The 13,302-nt window shown below is 74.1% G+C and carries 14 protein-coding genes; all 14 read right to left on the reverse strand.

The features are described from left to right. Window positions 1-540: 540 nt before the first annotated feature. Window positions 541-1,350, reverse strand: a complete 810-nt coding sequence (dapB, locus tag ACI79A_RS15715) for a 4-hydroxy-tetrahydrodipicolinate reductase (protein WP_457084689.1) — start codon at window positions 1,348-1,350, stop codon at window positions 541-543. A gap of 59 nt (window positions 1,351-1,409) precedes the next feature. Beyond that, entirely contained in the window at window positions 1,410-1,778 is a 369-nt protein-coding gene (locus tag ACI79A_RS15720; protein ID WP_457084690.1) for a VanZ family protein, read from the reverse strand. Between the two features lie 3 nt (window positions 1,779-1,781). Further along, window positions 1,782-3,164, reverse strand: coding sequence for a M16 family metallopeptidase (locus ACI79A_RS15725; RefSeq protein WP_457084691.1), 1,383 nt, complete (start codon window positions 3,162-3,164; stop codon window positions 1,782-1,784). Beyond that, window positions 3,161-5,422: a polyribonucleotide nucleotidyltransferase gene (locus ACI79A_RS15730; protein WP_457084692.1), complete on the reverse strand. Its 2,262-nt coding sequence runs from the start codon at window positions 5,420-5,422 to the stop codon at window positions 3,161-3,163. The genes ACI79A_RS15725 and ACI79A_RS15730 overlap by 4 nt, the downstream gene beginning before the upstream one ends. Window positions 5,423-5,681: 259 nt before the next feature. Then, complete coding sequence (gene rpsO / locus ACI79A_RS15735) at window positions 5,682-5,951, reverse strand: 30S ribosomal protein S15 (protein WP_029339129.1); 270 nt, start codon at window positions 5,949-5,951, stop codon at window positions 5,682-5,684. Window positions 5,952-6,075: 124 nt separating this feature from the next. After that, a complete protein-coding gene (locus ACI79A_RS15740) occupies window positions 6,076-7,053 on the reverse strand; it encodes a bifunctional riboflavin kinase/FAD synthetase (RefSeq protein WP_457084693.1) in 978 nt (325 codons plus the stop codon). Between the two features lie 23 nt (window positions 7,054-7,076). After that, a complete protein-coding gene (locus ACI79A_RS15745; protein ID WP_457084694.1) occupies window positions 7,077-8,225 on the reverse strand; it encodes a branched-chain amino acid aminotransferase in 1,149 nt (382 codons plus the stop codon). A 126-nt stretch (window positions 8,226-8,351) separates the two neighbouring features. Further along, window positions 8,352-8,684 carry an antibiotic biosynthesis monooxygenase family protein gene (locus tag ACI79A_RS15750; protein WP_457084695.1) on the reverse strand — a complete coding sequence of 111 codons (333 nt, stop codon included), beginning with the start codon at window positions 8,682-8,684 and terminating at the stop codon, window positions 8,352-8,354. A 163-nt stretch (window positions 8,685-8,847) separates the two neighbouring features. Beyond that, the gene (truB, locus tag ACI79A_RS15755; protein ID WP_457084696.1) at window positions 8,848-9,768 is read right to left on the reverse strand and encodes a tRNA pseudouridine(55) synthase TruB; all 921 of its coding nucleotides are present in this window, start codon (window positions 9,766-9,768) and stop codon (window positions 8,848-8,850) included. Continuing rightward, the gene (locus ACI79A_RS15760; RefSeq protein ID WP_457084697.1) at window positions 9,765-11,090 is read right to left on the reverse strand and encodes an MATE family efflux transporter; all 1,326 of its coding nucleotides are present in this window, start codon (window positions 11,088-11,090) and stop codon (window positions 9,765-9,767) included. Before ACI79A_RS15760 ends, truB begins: the two co-directional genes overlap by 4 nt. Next, window positions 11,087-12,082 (reverse strand): DHH family phosphoesterase, encoded by a 996-nt coding sequence (locus tag ACI79A_RS15765; protein ID WP_457084698.1) that lies wholly within the window; start codon window positions 12,080-12,082, stop codon window positions 11,087-11,089. The genes ACI79A_RS15760 and ACI79A_RS15765 overlap by 4 nt, the downstream gene beginning before the upstream one ends. Continuing rightward, window positions 12,079-12,327, reverse strand: a complete 249-nt coding sequence (locus ACI79A_RS15770) for a hypothetical protein (RefSeq protein WP_457084699.1) — start codon at window positions 12,325-12,327, stop codon at window positions 12,079-12,081. The genes ACI79A_RS15765 and ACI79A_RS15770 overlap by 4 nt, the downstream gene beginning before the upstream one ends. Further along, on the reverse strand, window positions 12,324-12,857 hold the full coding sequence (rbfA, locus tag ACI79A_RS15775) for a 30S ribosome-binding factor RbfA (RefSeq protein WP_457084700.1): 534 nt from the start codon (window positions 12,855-12,857) through the stop codon (window positions 12,324-12,326). Before rbfA ends, ACI79A_RS15770 begins: the two co-directional genes overlap by 4 nt. Window positions 12,858-12,947: 90 nt before the next feature. Beyond that, window positions 12,948-13,241, reverse strand: coding sequence for a DUF503 domain-containing protein (locus ACI79A_RS15780; RefSeq protein ID WP_457084701.1), 294 nt, complete (start codon window positions 13,239-13,241; stop codon window positions 12,948-12,950). Window positions 13,242-13,302 lie beyond the last annotated feature (61 nt).

Genomic DNA, 13,302 nt, shown 5'->3' on the forward strand with positions numbered 1-13,302 from the left:
AGCACGCCGCCAGCGTTCGTCCTGAGCCAGGATCAAACTCTCCGTAGATGAATTCAACCCACGGCTGAGAACCGAGAGCTAGCACTCTCGATGTCAATCAACCAAAGGAATCCCCAACCCAATCGCAGAACGACCAGGCCGAATGGGGGTTTAACTATATGGCACTGACTTTCGGCACGCTGTTGAGTTCTCAAGGAGCGGACGCGCACGAAACCCGACCGAATCTCTCCGGCCATCGTTCGCGGCGGCTTGTTCCACGTTACGCCGTGCACGGCTCGCTGTCACACCCGGGGGTCTGACCTCGCGGCTCCCGGCCCTTTCGGCCCGGTCTCGCTCGGCGCAGAAAGAAAGTTACGTGGCCGGAGGGGGCTCGTCAAACCGCAGGTGGCCATCTGGTGCACGTTCCGCCTCCCATGGGACGGGTTGCACGGCGAACGCGCAGGTCAGCGCCGTGCAGTCGACGCTGGAATGCGAGCCAGGTCACGTGCTGCGAGCCCGTTCGAGCGCCGCAGGAGCCCCCCGTGCACCACGGGGAGGTGCTCAGAGGCCCAGGAGGGACTCGATCCCGACCGTCAGGCCGGGGCGGTTGCGGACCTCGCGCACGGCCAGGAGGACGCCGGGCATGAAGGACGCCCGGTCGTAGGAGTCGTGCCGCAGGGTCAGCGTCTCCCCCGCCGCGCCCATCAGGACCTCCTGGTGCGCGACCAGTCCGGTCAACCGGACCGCGTGCACGGGGACCCCCTCGACGTCCGCGCCCCGGGCGCCCGGCAGGGAGTCCGATTCGCGGGTCGCGTCCGGCGCGTCCGGGACACCGGCCGCCCGCCGGGCCGCAGCGACCAGGCGGGCGGTGCGCGCGGCGGTGCCGGACGGGGCGTCGACCTTGGCCGGGTGGTGCAGTTCCACGATCTCCACCGAGGGGAAGAAGCGGGCGGCCTCCTGGGCGAAGCGCATGAGCAGCACGGCGCCGATGCCGAAGTTCGGCGCGATGAGCACCCCGAGGTCGGGCTTGGGCTGCAACCACTGGGCGATCGTCGCCAGGCGCTCCTCGTCGAAGCCCGTCGTCCCCACCACGCAGTGGATGTTCTGGTCGATGCAGAAGCGGATGTTCTCCATGACCGAGTCCGGGCGGGTGAAGTCCACGACCACCTGTGCGCCGGCGTCGGCGACGTTGAACAGCCAGTCCCGCTCGTCGACCATGGCGACGAGCTCCATGTCCTCGGCCGCGTCGACGGCGCGGCACACCTCGGTGCCCATCCGGCCCCGTGCGCCCAGCACGCCGACCGGGATGAGCGGGGCCTCCCCGGCGGGGGCCTCGGCGGCGGACACGGTCGGGGTGGGGGGTGTGCTCACCCCGCGATGCTCACCAACCCGGCCGCCCGGCGCAAGGCGGCCCACCCGGCGGCAGCAGATCAGCTCACGGTCGTGCGGCGTCGGCGGGTGAACGCCGTCCAGACCGCCAGGCCGAGGACCAGCCCGACCACGTCGGCGAGCAGGTCGCCCACGGAGGCGTTCCGGCCCACCATGTCGGTTCCCTGGAGCAGCTCGCTCACCGCGGCGTAGAGCACGAGCGTGCCGGCCAGGACGGCACGACCGATGCCCGCCCAGCGTCCGCTGCCCGCCAGCGCGGCGAAGAGCAGCAGGTGGACCAGCTTGTCCACGCCGGGCGGGCTGTCCGGCACGCCGCCTGGCGGTGCGAACAGCACCGCCAGGGAGACCAGGACGGTGACGGCGAGGACGCCCCGGGACAGGGCGCCGTGCATCCGCAGCGGTGAGGACACCGCTCAGCCCAGGAGCGCGTCGAGGTCGCGCTCGCGGTACGGGCCGACGACGGCCAGGCAGGTGGGGCGGGTCAGCAGGTCGGCGGCGACCGACCGCACCTGCTCCTCGTCGACCGAGTCCAGCCGCTCCAGCACGGTGCGGACCGGCAGGTACTCCCCGTAGGAGAGCTCGCTCTTGCCCAGCCGGCTCATCCGCGAGCCGGTGTCCTCCAACCCCAGCACGAGCCCGCCCTTCAGCTGCCCACGGCCACGGGCCACCTCGTCGCTGCGCAGCCCGCGGGCGGCCACCTCGGCGAGCTCCGCACGCACCAGTCGGAGCACCTCCGGAACCCGCTTGGGCGAGCAGCCGGCGTACACCGAGAAGGTGCCCGTGCCCGCGTAGTGGGTGAGCGACGAACCGACGCTGTACACCAGCCCGCGCTTCTCGCGGACCTCCTGGAACAGCCGGGAGCTCATCCCCCCGCCGACGGCGGCGTCGAGCACCGCCGCGGCGTACCGGCGGTCGTCGAGCCGTGGGAGGCCGACGCTCCCCAGCAGCAGGTGGGTCTGCTCGGTCCGCCGGTGGATCAGTCCGGCCGGGCGGGCCGGCCCGTCCGGCCGGTCGTCGCCCGACCGCAGCGGGTCCGGTCCCCCGGTCCCGGTCAGCCGGTCGCCGAACGCCGCGGTCACCAGGTCCACCACCTGCTGGTGGTCGACACGTCCCGCGGCCGAGACCACGATCGAGGGGACCCGGTAGCGCGAGCGGTACCAGCCGTCGACGTCGTCGCGGGTCAGCGCCTCGATCGACTCGATGGTGCCGAGCACCGACCGGCCCAGCGGGGAGTCGCCGAACAGGGTCTCGGAGAACAGGTCGTGCACGGCGTCGGCGGGCTCGTCGTCGCGCATGGCGATCTCCTCGAGCACCACCGTGCGCTCGGACTCGAGGTCCGGGGCGGTGTTGAGCGCCTCGGTGACCAGGTCACCGAGGAGCGTGACCGCCAGCGGCAGGTCGCTGGCGAGCACGTTCGCGTAGTAGCAGGTGTGCTCCTTGGCGGTGAAGGCGTTCATCTCACCGCCCACGGCGTCCATCGCCGTGGCGATCTCCAGCGCCGTGCGGCTGCGCGTGCCCTTGAACAGCAGGTGCTCGAGGAAGTGCGAGGAGCCCCCCAGCGCCGGGCTCTCGTCCCGGGATCCGACGCCGACCCAGATGCCCAGGGTCGCCGAGAGGACACCCGGCATGGACTCGGTGACCACCCGGAGCCCCCCGGGCAGCTCCGTCCGCTCCACCCGGCCGCCGACCTCGTCGACGTCCAGCACCTGCGTCGTGCCGGCGGTGAGACCGGCCGGGGCCGGGACGGACGCCGCAGCGCCCGTCCCGGCCCCGGTCAGGCCGTCCGAGGTGGTCACGCCTCCGCGGGCGTGGCGTCGGCGGCCGGAGCCGCGTCGCCGGCGGCGGCCGCGTCACCCTCGGCGACCGGCACCAGGCTGATCTTGCCGCGGGCGTCGATGTCGGTGATCTCCACCTGGAGCTTGTCACCGACGTTCGCGACGTCCTCGACCTTGGCGATCCGCTTGCCGCCACCGAGCTTGCTGATGTGCACCAGGCCGTCGCGGCCGGGCAGCAGCGAGACGAACGCACCGAAGGCGGTCGTCTTCACCACGGTGCCGAGGAACCGCTCGCCGACCTTGGGCAGCGTCGGGTTGGCGATCGCGTTGATCCGGTCGACCGCGGCCTGGGCCGAGGGGCCGTCGGAGGCGCCGACGTAGATCGTGCCGTCGTCCTCGATGGTGATGTCGGCGCCGGTCTCGTCCTGGATCGCGTTGATCATCTGGCCCTTCGGGCCGATGACCGCGCCGATCTTGTCGACCGGGATGCGCACCGTGGTCACCCGCGGGGCGTACGGGCTCATCTCGTCGGGGCCGTCGATCGCCTCGAGCATGACGTCGAGGATGTGCAGCCGGGCCGCGCGGGCCTGGGTCAGCGCACCGGCGAGGACGTCGGAGGGGATGCCGTCGAGCTTCGTGTCCAGCTGGAGGGCCGTGACGAAGTCCTTGGTGCCGGCGACCTTGAAGTCCATGTCACCGAAGGCGTCCTCGGCACCGAGGATGTCGGTCAGCGCGACGTACTCGGTCTTGCCGTCGACCTCGTCGGAGACCAGGCCCATGGCGATGCCGGCCACCGGGGCCTTCAGCGGCACACCGGCGTTCAGCAGGGCCAGCGTCGAGGCGCAGACCGAGCCCATCGAGGTGGAGCCGTTGGAGCCGAGGGCCTCGGAGACCTGACGGATCGCGTAGGGGAACTCCTCGCGGTCGGGCAGCACCGGCAGCAGCGCACGCTCGGCAAGCGCGCCGTGCCCGATCTCGCGGCGCTTGGGCGAGCCCACCCGGCCGGTCTCACCGGTGGAGTAGGGCGGGAAGTTGTAGTTGTGCATGTACCGCTTGCGGGTGACCGGGTTCAGCGTGTCCAGCTGCTGCTCCATGCGGAGCATGTTCAGCGTGGTGACGCCCAGGATCTGGGTCTCGCCGCGCTCGAACAGCGCCGAACCGTGCACCCGCGGGAGCACCTCGACCTCGGCCGACAGCGGCCGGATGTCGGTGAGGCCGCGGCCGTCGATGCGGATCTTGTCGCGCAGGATGCGCTGCCGGACGACCTTCTTGGTGACGGCACGGAAGGCCCCGGAGATCTCCTTCTCGCGGCCCTCGAACTGGCCGGCCAGCGCGGCCTTGACCTCGTCCTTGAGGGCGTCGGTGGCCTCCTCGCGCTCCTGCTTGCCGGCGATCGCCTGGGCGACGGCGAGCTTCTCGGCGGCCTGGGCCTCGACGGCGGCGTAGACGTCGTCGGAGTAGTCCAGGAAGCGGGGGAAGTGCGCCTCGGGCTTGGCGGCCTTGCCGGCCAGCTCGGACTGCGCCTGGCACAGCGCCTTGATGAACGGCTTGGCGGCCTCGAGGCCCTGGGCCACGACCTCCTCGGTCGGGGCGGTGGCCCCACCGGCGACCAGCTCGACGGTCTTCTCGGTGGCCTCGGCCTCGACCATCATGATCGCGACATCGCCGTCGGGCAGGACCCGGCCGGCCACGACCATGTCGAAGACGGCGTCCTCGAGTTCGGCGTGGGTCGGGAAGCCCACCCACTGGCCGTTGATCAGCGCCACCCGGGTGCCGCCGATCGGGCCGGAGAACGGCAGGCCGGAGAGCTGGGTGGAGGCCGACGCGCCGTTGATGGCGAGCACGTCGTACAGGTGGTCGGGGTCCAGGGACAGCACCGTGATGACGACCTGGACCTCGTTGCGCAGGCCCTTGGCGAAGGTCGGGCGCAGCGGGCGGTCGATCAGCCGGCAGGTGAGGATCGCGTCCTCGGACGGGCGGCCCTCGCGGCGGAAGAACGAACCGGGGATCTTCCCGAGCGAGTACATCCGCTCCTCGACGTCCACCGTGAGCGGGAAGAAGTCGAACTGCTCCTTGGGCTGGCGGCCTGCCGTGGTGGCCGACAGCAGCGTGGTGTCGCCCATGGTGGCGACGACGGAGCCGGCGGCCTGCTTGGCGAGACGGCCGGTCTCGAAGGTGACGGTGCGGGAGCCGAGGGCCCCGTTGTCGATCACCGCGGTCGCGGTGTAGACGCCGTCCTCGGCGTCGAAGTCGGTGGTCTCTGTGCTGGGTGCGGACATCGTGTCCTCTTCCTACGTCGCATACGGCGACGTCCTCTTCGCGGCGGGCTGCGCCGGCTCTCCTCCGGGGCGACCGGTCTTCGATCGAAGCTCCCGGGTGTCGTGTGCCCGCACCGGGTGCGGGCCGAACGTGCCCGGGGGCCACTACCGAGGACCGGCCCGCTGGTGGGGGACGGCAGACCGCCGGTGGGCCCGTGCGGCGGGTGCCGCACGAGTGAGGGGACCGTCCCGGCGTGCCGGAGCGGTCCCCTCGGTGGTGCTAGCGGCGCAGGCCGAGCCGCTCGATGAGCGAGCGGTACCGGTTGATGTCGGTCTTCGCCAGGTAGTTCAGCAGCCGCCGGCGGCGGCCGACCAGCAGGAGCAGGCCCCGCCGGCTGTGGTGGTCGTGCTTGTGCATCTTGAGGTGCTCGGTCAGGTCGCTGATCCGTCGGGTCAGCATCGCGACCTGCACCTCGGGGGAACCGGTGTCGTTCTCGACCGTCGCGTACTCGGTCATGATCTGCTTCTTCGTCGCGCTCTCCAGCGCCATGGTGCCTCCAGGGCAGGTCACGTGTGGCCCCCGGTCTGTGTCACGGGGGCAGCATGCACACACGTCGGTCACCCGACGTCCGCGCCAAGGTTACACACCGGTCACAGCCGACGCCGACGGCCGGTCAGGTCAGACCCAGCACCGCACGGGTCCGGGCGACGTCCTCGGCCATCGCCACGAGCAGTTCCGGGACGCCCGGGAAGGCGGTCATCGGGCGGAGCCGCTCGGCGAACTCGACCCCGACGTGCTCGCCGTAGAGGTCGCCGTCGAAGTCGAGCAGGTGCGCCTCGACCGTGCGGCGGGCGCCGGCGAACGTGGGGTTGGAGCCCACCGAGATCGCCGCGGGGTGCCGGGCCCCGCTGGCCCCGGTCTGGTGGTCGCGCAGCACCAGGTGCCCGGCGTAGACACCGTCGGCCGGGACGGCGGTGTGCGCCGGGCTCTCCACGTTGGCCGTCGGGTACCCCAGCTCACGGCCCCGCCGGTCCCCGCGCACGACGATGCCGTCGACCCGGTGCGGCCGGCCCAGCGCCAGCGCCGCCGACGTCATGTCGCCGGCGGCCACGCAGGCGCGGATGTACGTGGAGGAGATCGTGACGTCGCCACCGCCGACCGGGTCGGGTGCCTGCGCGACGCTGGCCAGGTCGACCCCCTCGACGCTGAACCCGAACCGGCGGCCCTCCGCGGTCAGGGTGGCCACCGTGCCGGCGGCCTTGTGCCCATAGGTGAAGTTGCGGCCGACGACGACCCGCGCGGCGTGCAGGTGCTCGACCAGCACGGTGTGGGTGAACTCGCCGGGGTCGAGCCGGCTGAACTCCTGGGTGAAGGGCAGCACGCACATCGCGTCCACGCCGAGGGCGGCCACCAGCTCGGCCTTGCGATCGGCCGAGGTGAGGATCGCCGGGTGGGACCCGGGGCGGACCACCTCCGACGGGTGCGGGTCGAAGGTGAGCAGCAGCGCCGGGCGGCCCATCGCGCGGGCGCGGGCCACCGCGGCACCGATCAGCTGCTGGTGCCCCCGGTGGACCCCGTCGTACATGCCGATGGTCACCACCGTGCGCCCTAGGTCACCGGGCGTGGCGTCCAGCCCGCGCCAGCGCAGCACGTCGCTCCCCCGTACCGGCCGGCTCAGGAGGCGGCGGGGACGCGGTGCAGCCAGCCGTGGGTGTCGGCCACCCGGCCGTGCTGGACGTCGAGCAGGTGCTCGCGCAGCCGCATGGTGAGCGGGCCGGGCTCGCCGTTGCCGACGACGAAGTCACCGGTGCGCGCCTTGACCGAGCCGACCGGGGTGATCACCGCGGCGGTGCCGCAGGCGAAGGTCTCGGTGATCGTGCCGTCGGCCACCCCGGCCCGCCACTCCTCGACGCTGAACTTCCGCTCGGTCACGGTGTGCCCCAGTTCGCGGGCGACGGTGACCAGTGAGTCACGGGTGATGCCGGGGAGCAGCGTGCCGGTGAGCTCGGGGGTGACCAGCTCGGCGTCGTCGCCGGCGCCGAGGACGAAGAACAGGTTCATCCCGCCCATCTCCTCGACGTACTTCTTCTCCACGGCGTCCAGCCACACGACCTGGTCGCAGCCGGCTGCGATGGCCTGCTCCTGGGCCAGCAGGCTGGCGGCGTAGTTGCCGGCGCACTTGACGTCGCCGGTGCCCCCGGGAGCCGCGCGGATGTAGTCCTCGGAGAGGTAGACCGACACCGGGTGCACCCCGCGCGGGAAGTAGGCACCGGCCGGGCTGGCGATGACCACGAAGAGGTACTCGTGCGCCGGCCGGACGCCGAGGAAGGGCTCGACCGCGAGCTGGTAGGGGCGCAGGTAGAGCGTCTGGTCGGGGCCGGTGGGCACCCAGTCGCGGTCGGCGTCGACCAGCGCGTCGACAGCGGTGAGGAAGGCGTCCTCGGGCACCGGCGGCATGGCCAGCCGGCGGGCACTGCGGGCGAAGCGGGCGGCGTTGGCCTCCGGGCGGAAGGTGGCCACGCTGCCGTCGGGCTGGGCGTAGGCCTTGAGCCCCTCGAAGATCGACTGGGCGTAGTGCAGCGCGGCGGCGCTCGGGTCGAGCTGCAGCGGCGCGTAGGCGGTGAGCCGGGCGTCGACCCAACCCTCGCCAGCCCGGTACCGGGCCACGAACATCGAGTCGGTGAAGTGCCGCCCGAAGCCCGGGTCGGCCAGCACGGCCGCGCGCTCGACGGTGGGCCGGCGCGGCACGTCCTCCGCGACCACCGGCACGCCGTCGGTGAAGACCCGAGCGGAGGTACGGCTGTCGGCGAGCGTGTCGGTCATGGCTCCCACCTGCTGGTGCTCGTGCTGGCGCGGTGCCCGGCGGGTGCCGGGCCGCCCCGTCACCCTAGTCCGCAGCTCCCGTGCGGCCAGTGGCACCGGGGCGGCCCACCCCGCGGACGGGGGAGCTCAGCTCTTCTCGCCGTGCGGACCGGAGGACTGGACGACCTCGTAGCTCCACAGGTGGTTCTTCGACCGCTCCGCGGCGGGGGCGAGCGTGTCGCCTCCGCCGGCGTGGGCGCGGTCGAAGTCCTGGCTGGACTGCCAGGCCTGGTAGGCCTCCTCGCTGGTCCACCGGGTGTAGACGAGGTAGGCATCGGTGCCCTCGACGGGGCGCAGCAGCTCGAACCACTCGAAGCCCTCGGTGGTCTCCACGGCGCCGGCCCGGCCCCGGAACCGCTCCTCGAACCGCTCGCGCTTGTCCTCCGGCATGGTCACCACGTTGATCTTCACGACGCTCATGCCCCGCATCCTGCCCGCCCGGCCGGGAACCGACACGCCGGGTGCGCCAGACTCCGGCCACGGGCCAGCAGCCGCGCACCACCGACCTCGGGCTCGCCCGGCTCGACCCGGACCCGGCCGCCCGCTGGTCGGGTCCGCTCACGCCCCGCAGGTGCCGCCGCGATCAGGCCTGCGGGAAGCCGACGGCGACCCGCGCCACCGGGCCGGCGTCCTCGACCAGGGCCACCAGCCGGCCGTCGGGGGCGATCGCGGCGTGCAGGCCGGGTGCGCCGGTGGCCGGCACCCGCTGGCCGTAGCCGAGGGCGACGGCCTCCTCCGCGGTGAGCTCGCGGGCCGGGAAGACCGCGCGGGCCGCCTCGGCCAGCGGCAGCACGCCGGGGCCGCTCCCCCGTTCGCCCAGCGCCCCGGCGGCCTCCTCGACCGGCCGGGCCTGGCCGGTGTCGAAGGGCCCGGAGGACGTGCGCCGCAGTGCGGTGAGGTGCCCGCCGACGCCGAGGGCCGCACCGACGTCCCGGGCGATCGCCCGGATGTAGGTGCCGGTGCTGCAGGAGACGGTGACCTCGACGTCGACCAGGTCCGGGGCCGGCCGGGTCACCCGGTGGACGTCGATGGCGTGCACGGTGACCGACCGGGCGGCCAGCTCGACCTCCTCACCGGCCCGCACCCGGTCGTAGGAGCGCCGTCCGTCGACCTTGACCGCGCTGACCGATGAGGGCACCTGCTGGAGGGGCCCGACCTGGGCGGCCAGGGCGGCCCGCACGGCGTCCTCGGTGACCCCGGCGGCCGACGTGGTGTCGGTGACCTCCCCCTCCCGGTCGTCGGTCACCGTCGACTGCCCGAGCCGGAGGGTGGCCGCGTAGACCTTGTCGGAGCCGGCCAGGTGACCCAGCAGCCGGGTGGCGGCCCCCACCCCGAGCACCAGCAGGCCGGTGGCCATGGGGTCGAGCGTGCCGGCGTGGCCGACCTTGCGCACCGACAGCACCCGGCGGGCGCGGGCCACGACGTCGTGGGAGGTCATGCCGCCGGGCTTGTCGACCAGCAGCAGGGACGGCGGGACGTCGGCATCCGGTCTCTTGGGACTCACGTCGTCACCGTCTCACCCAGCCAGGCGCTGCCCCGCACCCGCCAGCCGACCGCGACCAGCCGCAGCACGATGAAGAGGGTCAGCCCGCTCCACACCCCGGTCAGCCCCCAGTCCAGCCAGCCGGACAGCAGTGACAGCGGCACGAAGCCCACCAGCGCCGACCCGACGGTGACCGTGCGGAGCCAGGCGACGTCGCCGGCGCCCATGAGCACGCCGTCGAGGGCGAAGGCCGCGCCCGCCAGCGGCTGCATCAAGGCCAGGAACCACCAGACCACCCCGGTCTGGGCGAGCACCGCGGGGTCGTCGGTGAACAGCCCGGGCAGCGCCGGGCGCAGCAGGAGCAGCAGCGCCGCCACCAGCACGCCGGTGCCCAGACCCCAGCGGAGGACCCGGGCCGCCGTGCGGCGGGCATCGGCCGGCCGGGCGGCGCCGAGGGCGTGCCCGACCAGGGTCTGCGCGGCGATGGCGTAGGCGTCCAGCACCAGGGCGAGGAACAGCCACAGCTGCAGGGCGATCTGGTGGGCGGCCAGCTGCGCGGTGCTCGCGCGGGCCACGACCGCCGCCGCCGCCGCGAACGCCAGCTGCAGGACCGCCGCCCGCACGAGCAGGTCCCGGCCGAGCACCAGCTGCCCCCGCAGCGCCGCGGAACGGGGGCGCCAGTCGATCCCGTGCCGGGCCACCTCCCGGGCCAGTGACCAGCCGAACAGCGCTGCGGCGACGGCCTGACCGGTCACGTTCGCCACGGCGGAGCCGACCAGGCCCAGGCCGGCCGCGTGCACCAGCAGGGGGCACAGCACCAGGCTGACGAGGCTGCCGGCCAGCACGTAGCCCATCGGCCGGCGGAGCTCCTGCACGCCGCGCAGCCAGCCGTTGCCGGCCAGGGCGACCAGGAGCAGCGGCAGGCCGGCGCTGGCCACCCGCAGCCACTGCTCACCGGCGGCGGCGACCGGCCCGGCACCGCCGGCCATCAGCCGGGTGAGCGGCCCGGCCAGCAGCTGGAGCAGCATCGCGCCCCCCAGGCCGAGGCACCCGGCCAGCCAGGTGGCCTGGACCCCCTCGGCGACGGCGCCGGCCCGGTCCCCGGCGCCCGCCCGTCGGGCGGCGCGGGCGGTGGTGCCGTAGGCGAGGAAGTTCAGCAGTCCGGCGACGACCGCCAGGACGCCACCTCCGACGGCCAGGCCGCCCAGGGCGACCGTGCCCAGGTTGCCGACCACGGCGGTGTCGACGAGCAGGTACAGCGGCTCGGCGGCGAGCACGACCAGCGCGGGCGCCGCCAGCGACGGGATGCTCCGCTCGGCCGCGGGCGGGCCGGCCTCGGTCATGCCCGGCCGAGCTCCGACCGCAGCTGGTCGACGGTGCCCTCCAGGTCGAGCGCGGAGGTGTACCCGGCGGCCGCGCGGTGCCCGCCGCCCCCGAGGGCGATCGCGACCCGGGACACGTCGGTGGCGCCCCGGGAGCGCATGGAGACCACCCAGCTGCCGTCGTCGTGCCCCTTGACCACGGCGGCGACGTCGGCCTCGGCGGTGGCCCGGACCACGTCGACCAGCGCCTCGAGCTGGTCGGCGGCCAGCCCGTGCCCGCGCGCCTCGGCCGCGGTGGCCCAGGTCCACACCAGGCCCTCGCCGACCCCGGTCTCCAGCTGGGCCCGGCCGGTGACCTGGGACAGCAGCCCCAGCCAGCCGAAGGGCGCGGTGTCGAACAGCCGCCGGCTGATCGCGGCGTGGTCGATGCCGGTGCGCAGCAGCCGCGCGGCCAGCTCGTGGGTGCCGGGGGCGGTGTTGCCGAAGCGGAAGGACCCGGTGTCGGCGGCCAGCCCGGCGTACAGGCAGGTGGCCAGCTCCCGGTCCAGCGCGACGTCGAGCCCGTCCAGGATCTCGGCGACCAGCGCGACGGTCGCCGCGGCGTGCGGCTCGACCAGCCGCACCTGGCCGAAGCCGGGGTTGCTGGCGTGGTGGTCGACGACCACGGAGCGCCCGGCGGACGCCAGCAGCGGGGCGAGCTCGCCCAGCCGGCCGGGTGAGGCGGCGTCCAGGCTCACGAAGACGTCGACCGCGGCCGGCACGGTCGCCGGGTCGGTCAGCCGGTCGGCGCCGGGCAGCCAGGCGAGCGAGTCGGGCAGGGTGAACGGTGCCGGGAAGGTGGCGACCACGCGGGCACCCCGACGGCGCAGCCCCTCGGCCAGGGCCAGGGTGCTGCCCAGCGCGTCGGCGTCGGGCTGCACGTGCCCGGAGAGCACGACCGTCGCGCCCCCGTCGGCCGCCTCCGCCAGCACCCGCACCGCGGCCGCCAGCGGGGCGGAGACGGTGGCGGTCACGGGGTTCCGTCGGGCCCGGGGTCGGCGTGCGGGGGCTGCTGCGGCTCGGCGGAGATGTCGCCACCGCCGACCGGGTAGGTGCTGCCGTCGTCGGGCTCGTCGGCGGCGATGCTCGGGACCTCCCCGATCTCCCCGCGCTTGCCGCCCGCGGTCGGGTCGCCGGTGGCCGGCTCCTCCCGCCCGCCCAGGGTCACCCGTGGCTCGTCGGGGCCCTCGGGGTCGATCGGGTCGCTGGTCTCGGTCACGTGGCGCTCCGGGGGGTCGCCGGCGCGTCGGCCGGGTCGGTGAGCTCGGCGGTGTCGTCGTCGACGGCGTCGTGGCCCTCGCGGTCGTCGCCGTCCTGGTCGTCCTCGTCGACGGCGGGACGGCGGTACGGGTCGGCCTCGCCGGCGTACTGCGCGCCCTCCCGGGCGCGCGCCAGCTCGGCGTCGGCTCGCCGGACGCGCTCGAGGGCCTCCTCGAGCTCCCGCGCGGTGTCCGGGACGATGTCGGCCACGAAGGTCAGCGAGGGCACGAACTTGATGCCGGTCTGCTTGCCCACGGTGGAGCGCAGGACCCCGGTCGCGCTGGCCAGCGCCTTGGCGGAGTCCTCGATCTCCTGGGCGTCGCCGTACACGGTGTAGAACACCGTCGCCTCGCGCAGGTCGCTGGTCACCCGCGAGTCGGTGATGGTGACCATCCCCAGGCGTGGGTCCTTGATCTGCGTCTCGATGGTGGCGGAGACGATCTGGCGGATGCGCACCGCCAGCCGTCGTGCCCGGGCCGGGTCAGCCATCTCGGATCTCCTGGTTCGTGGGATGGAGCGGCCCCCTCGCAGGGGCCCGTCGCGAGCCTGCGAGCGGCGGGGGGCGAGGGGGTCCTTCCGTCAATCGGTGTCGCTGTGCAGCTGCCGATGGGTCGACAGCAGCGTCACCTCGGGGCGTTCGGCCAGCAACCGCTCGCACGCGTCGAGCACGTCGGTCACCTGCCCGGCCTCGCCGGCCACGGTGGCCACCCCGACCTGCACCCGGCGGTGGAGGTCCTGGTCACCCACCTCGGCGGCCGCCACGGCGAAGCGTCGCCGCAGCTCGGCCACGATCGGCCGGACGACGGCCCGCTTGCCCTTGAGCGAGTGGACGTCCCCCAGCAGCAGGTCGGCGGTCAGTGATCCGGTGAACACCGGACCACCTCCCGCCGACCTGCGGCCCCCGTGCAGGGGCCCGCCACGAGCCTGCGAGTGG

This window comes from Modestobacter sp. SYSU DS0657, from assembly GCF_054050925.1.

Bases quoted from the DNA above. Each gene is read 5' to 3' on its own strand.
- ACI79A_RS15760 (WP_457084697.1), bottom strand. From the start codon at position 11,090: ATGACCGAGGCCGGCCCGCCCGCGGCCGAGCGGAGCATCCCGTCGCTG.
- ACI79A_RS15750 (WP_457084695.1), bottom strand. From the start codon at position 8,684: ATGAGCGTCGTGAAGATCAACGTGGTGACCATGCCGGAGGACAAGCGC.
- ACI79A_RS15730 (WP_457084692.1), bottom strand. From the start codon at position 5,422: ATGTCCGCACCCAGCACAGAGACCACCGACTTCGACGCCGAGGACGGC.
- rbfA (WP_457084700.1), bottom strand. From the start codon at position 12,857: ATGGCTGACCCGGCCCGGGCACGACGGCTGGCGGTGCGCATCCGCCAG.
- rpsO (WP_029339129.1), bottom strand. From the start codon at position 5,951: ATGGCGCTGGAGAGCGCGACGAAGAAGCAGATCATGACCGAGTACGCG.
- ACI79A_RS15745 (WP_457084694.1), bottom strand. From the start codon at position 8,225: ATGACCGACACGCTCGCCGACAGCCGTACCTCCGCTCGGGTCTTCACC.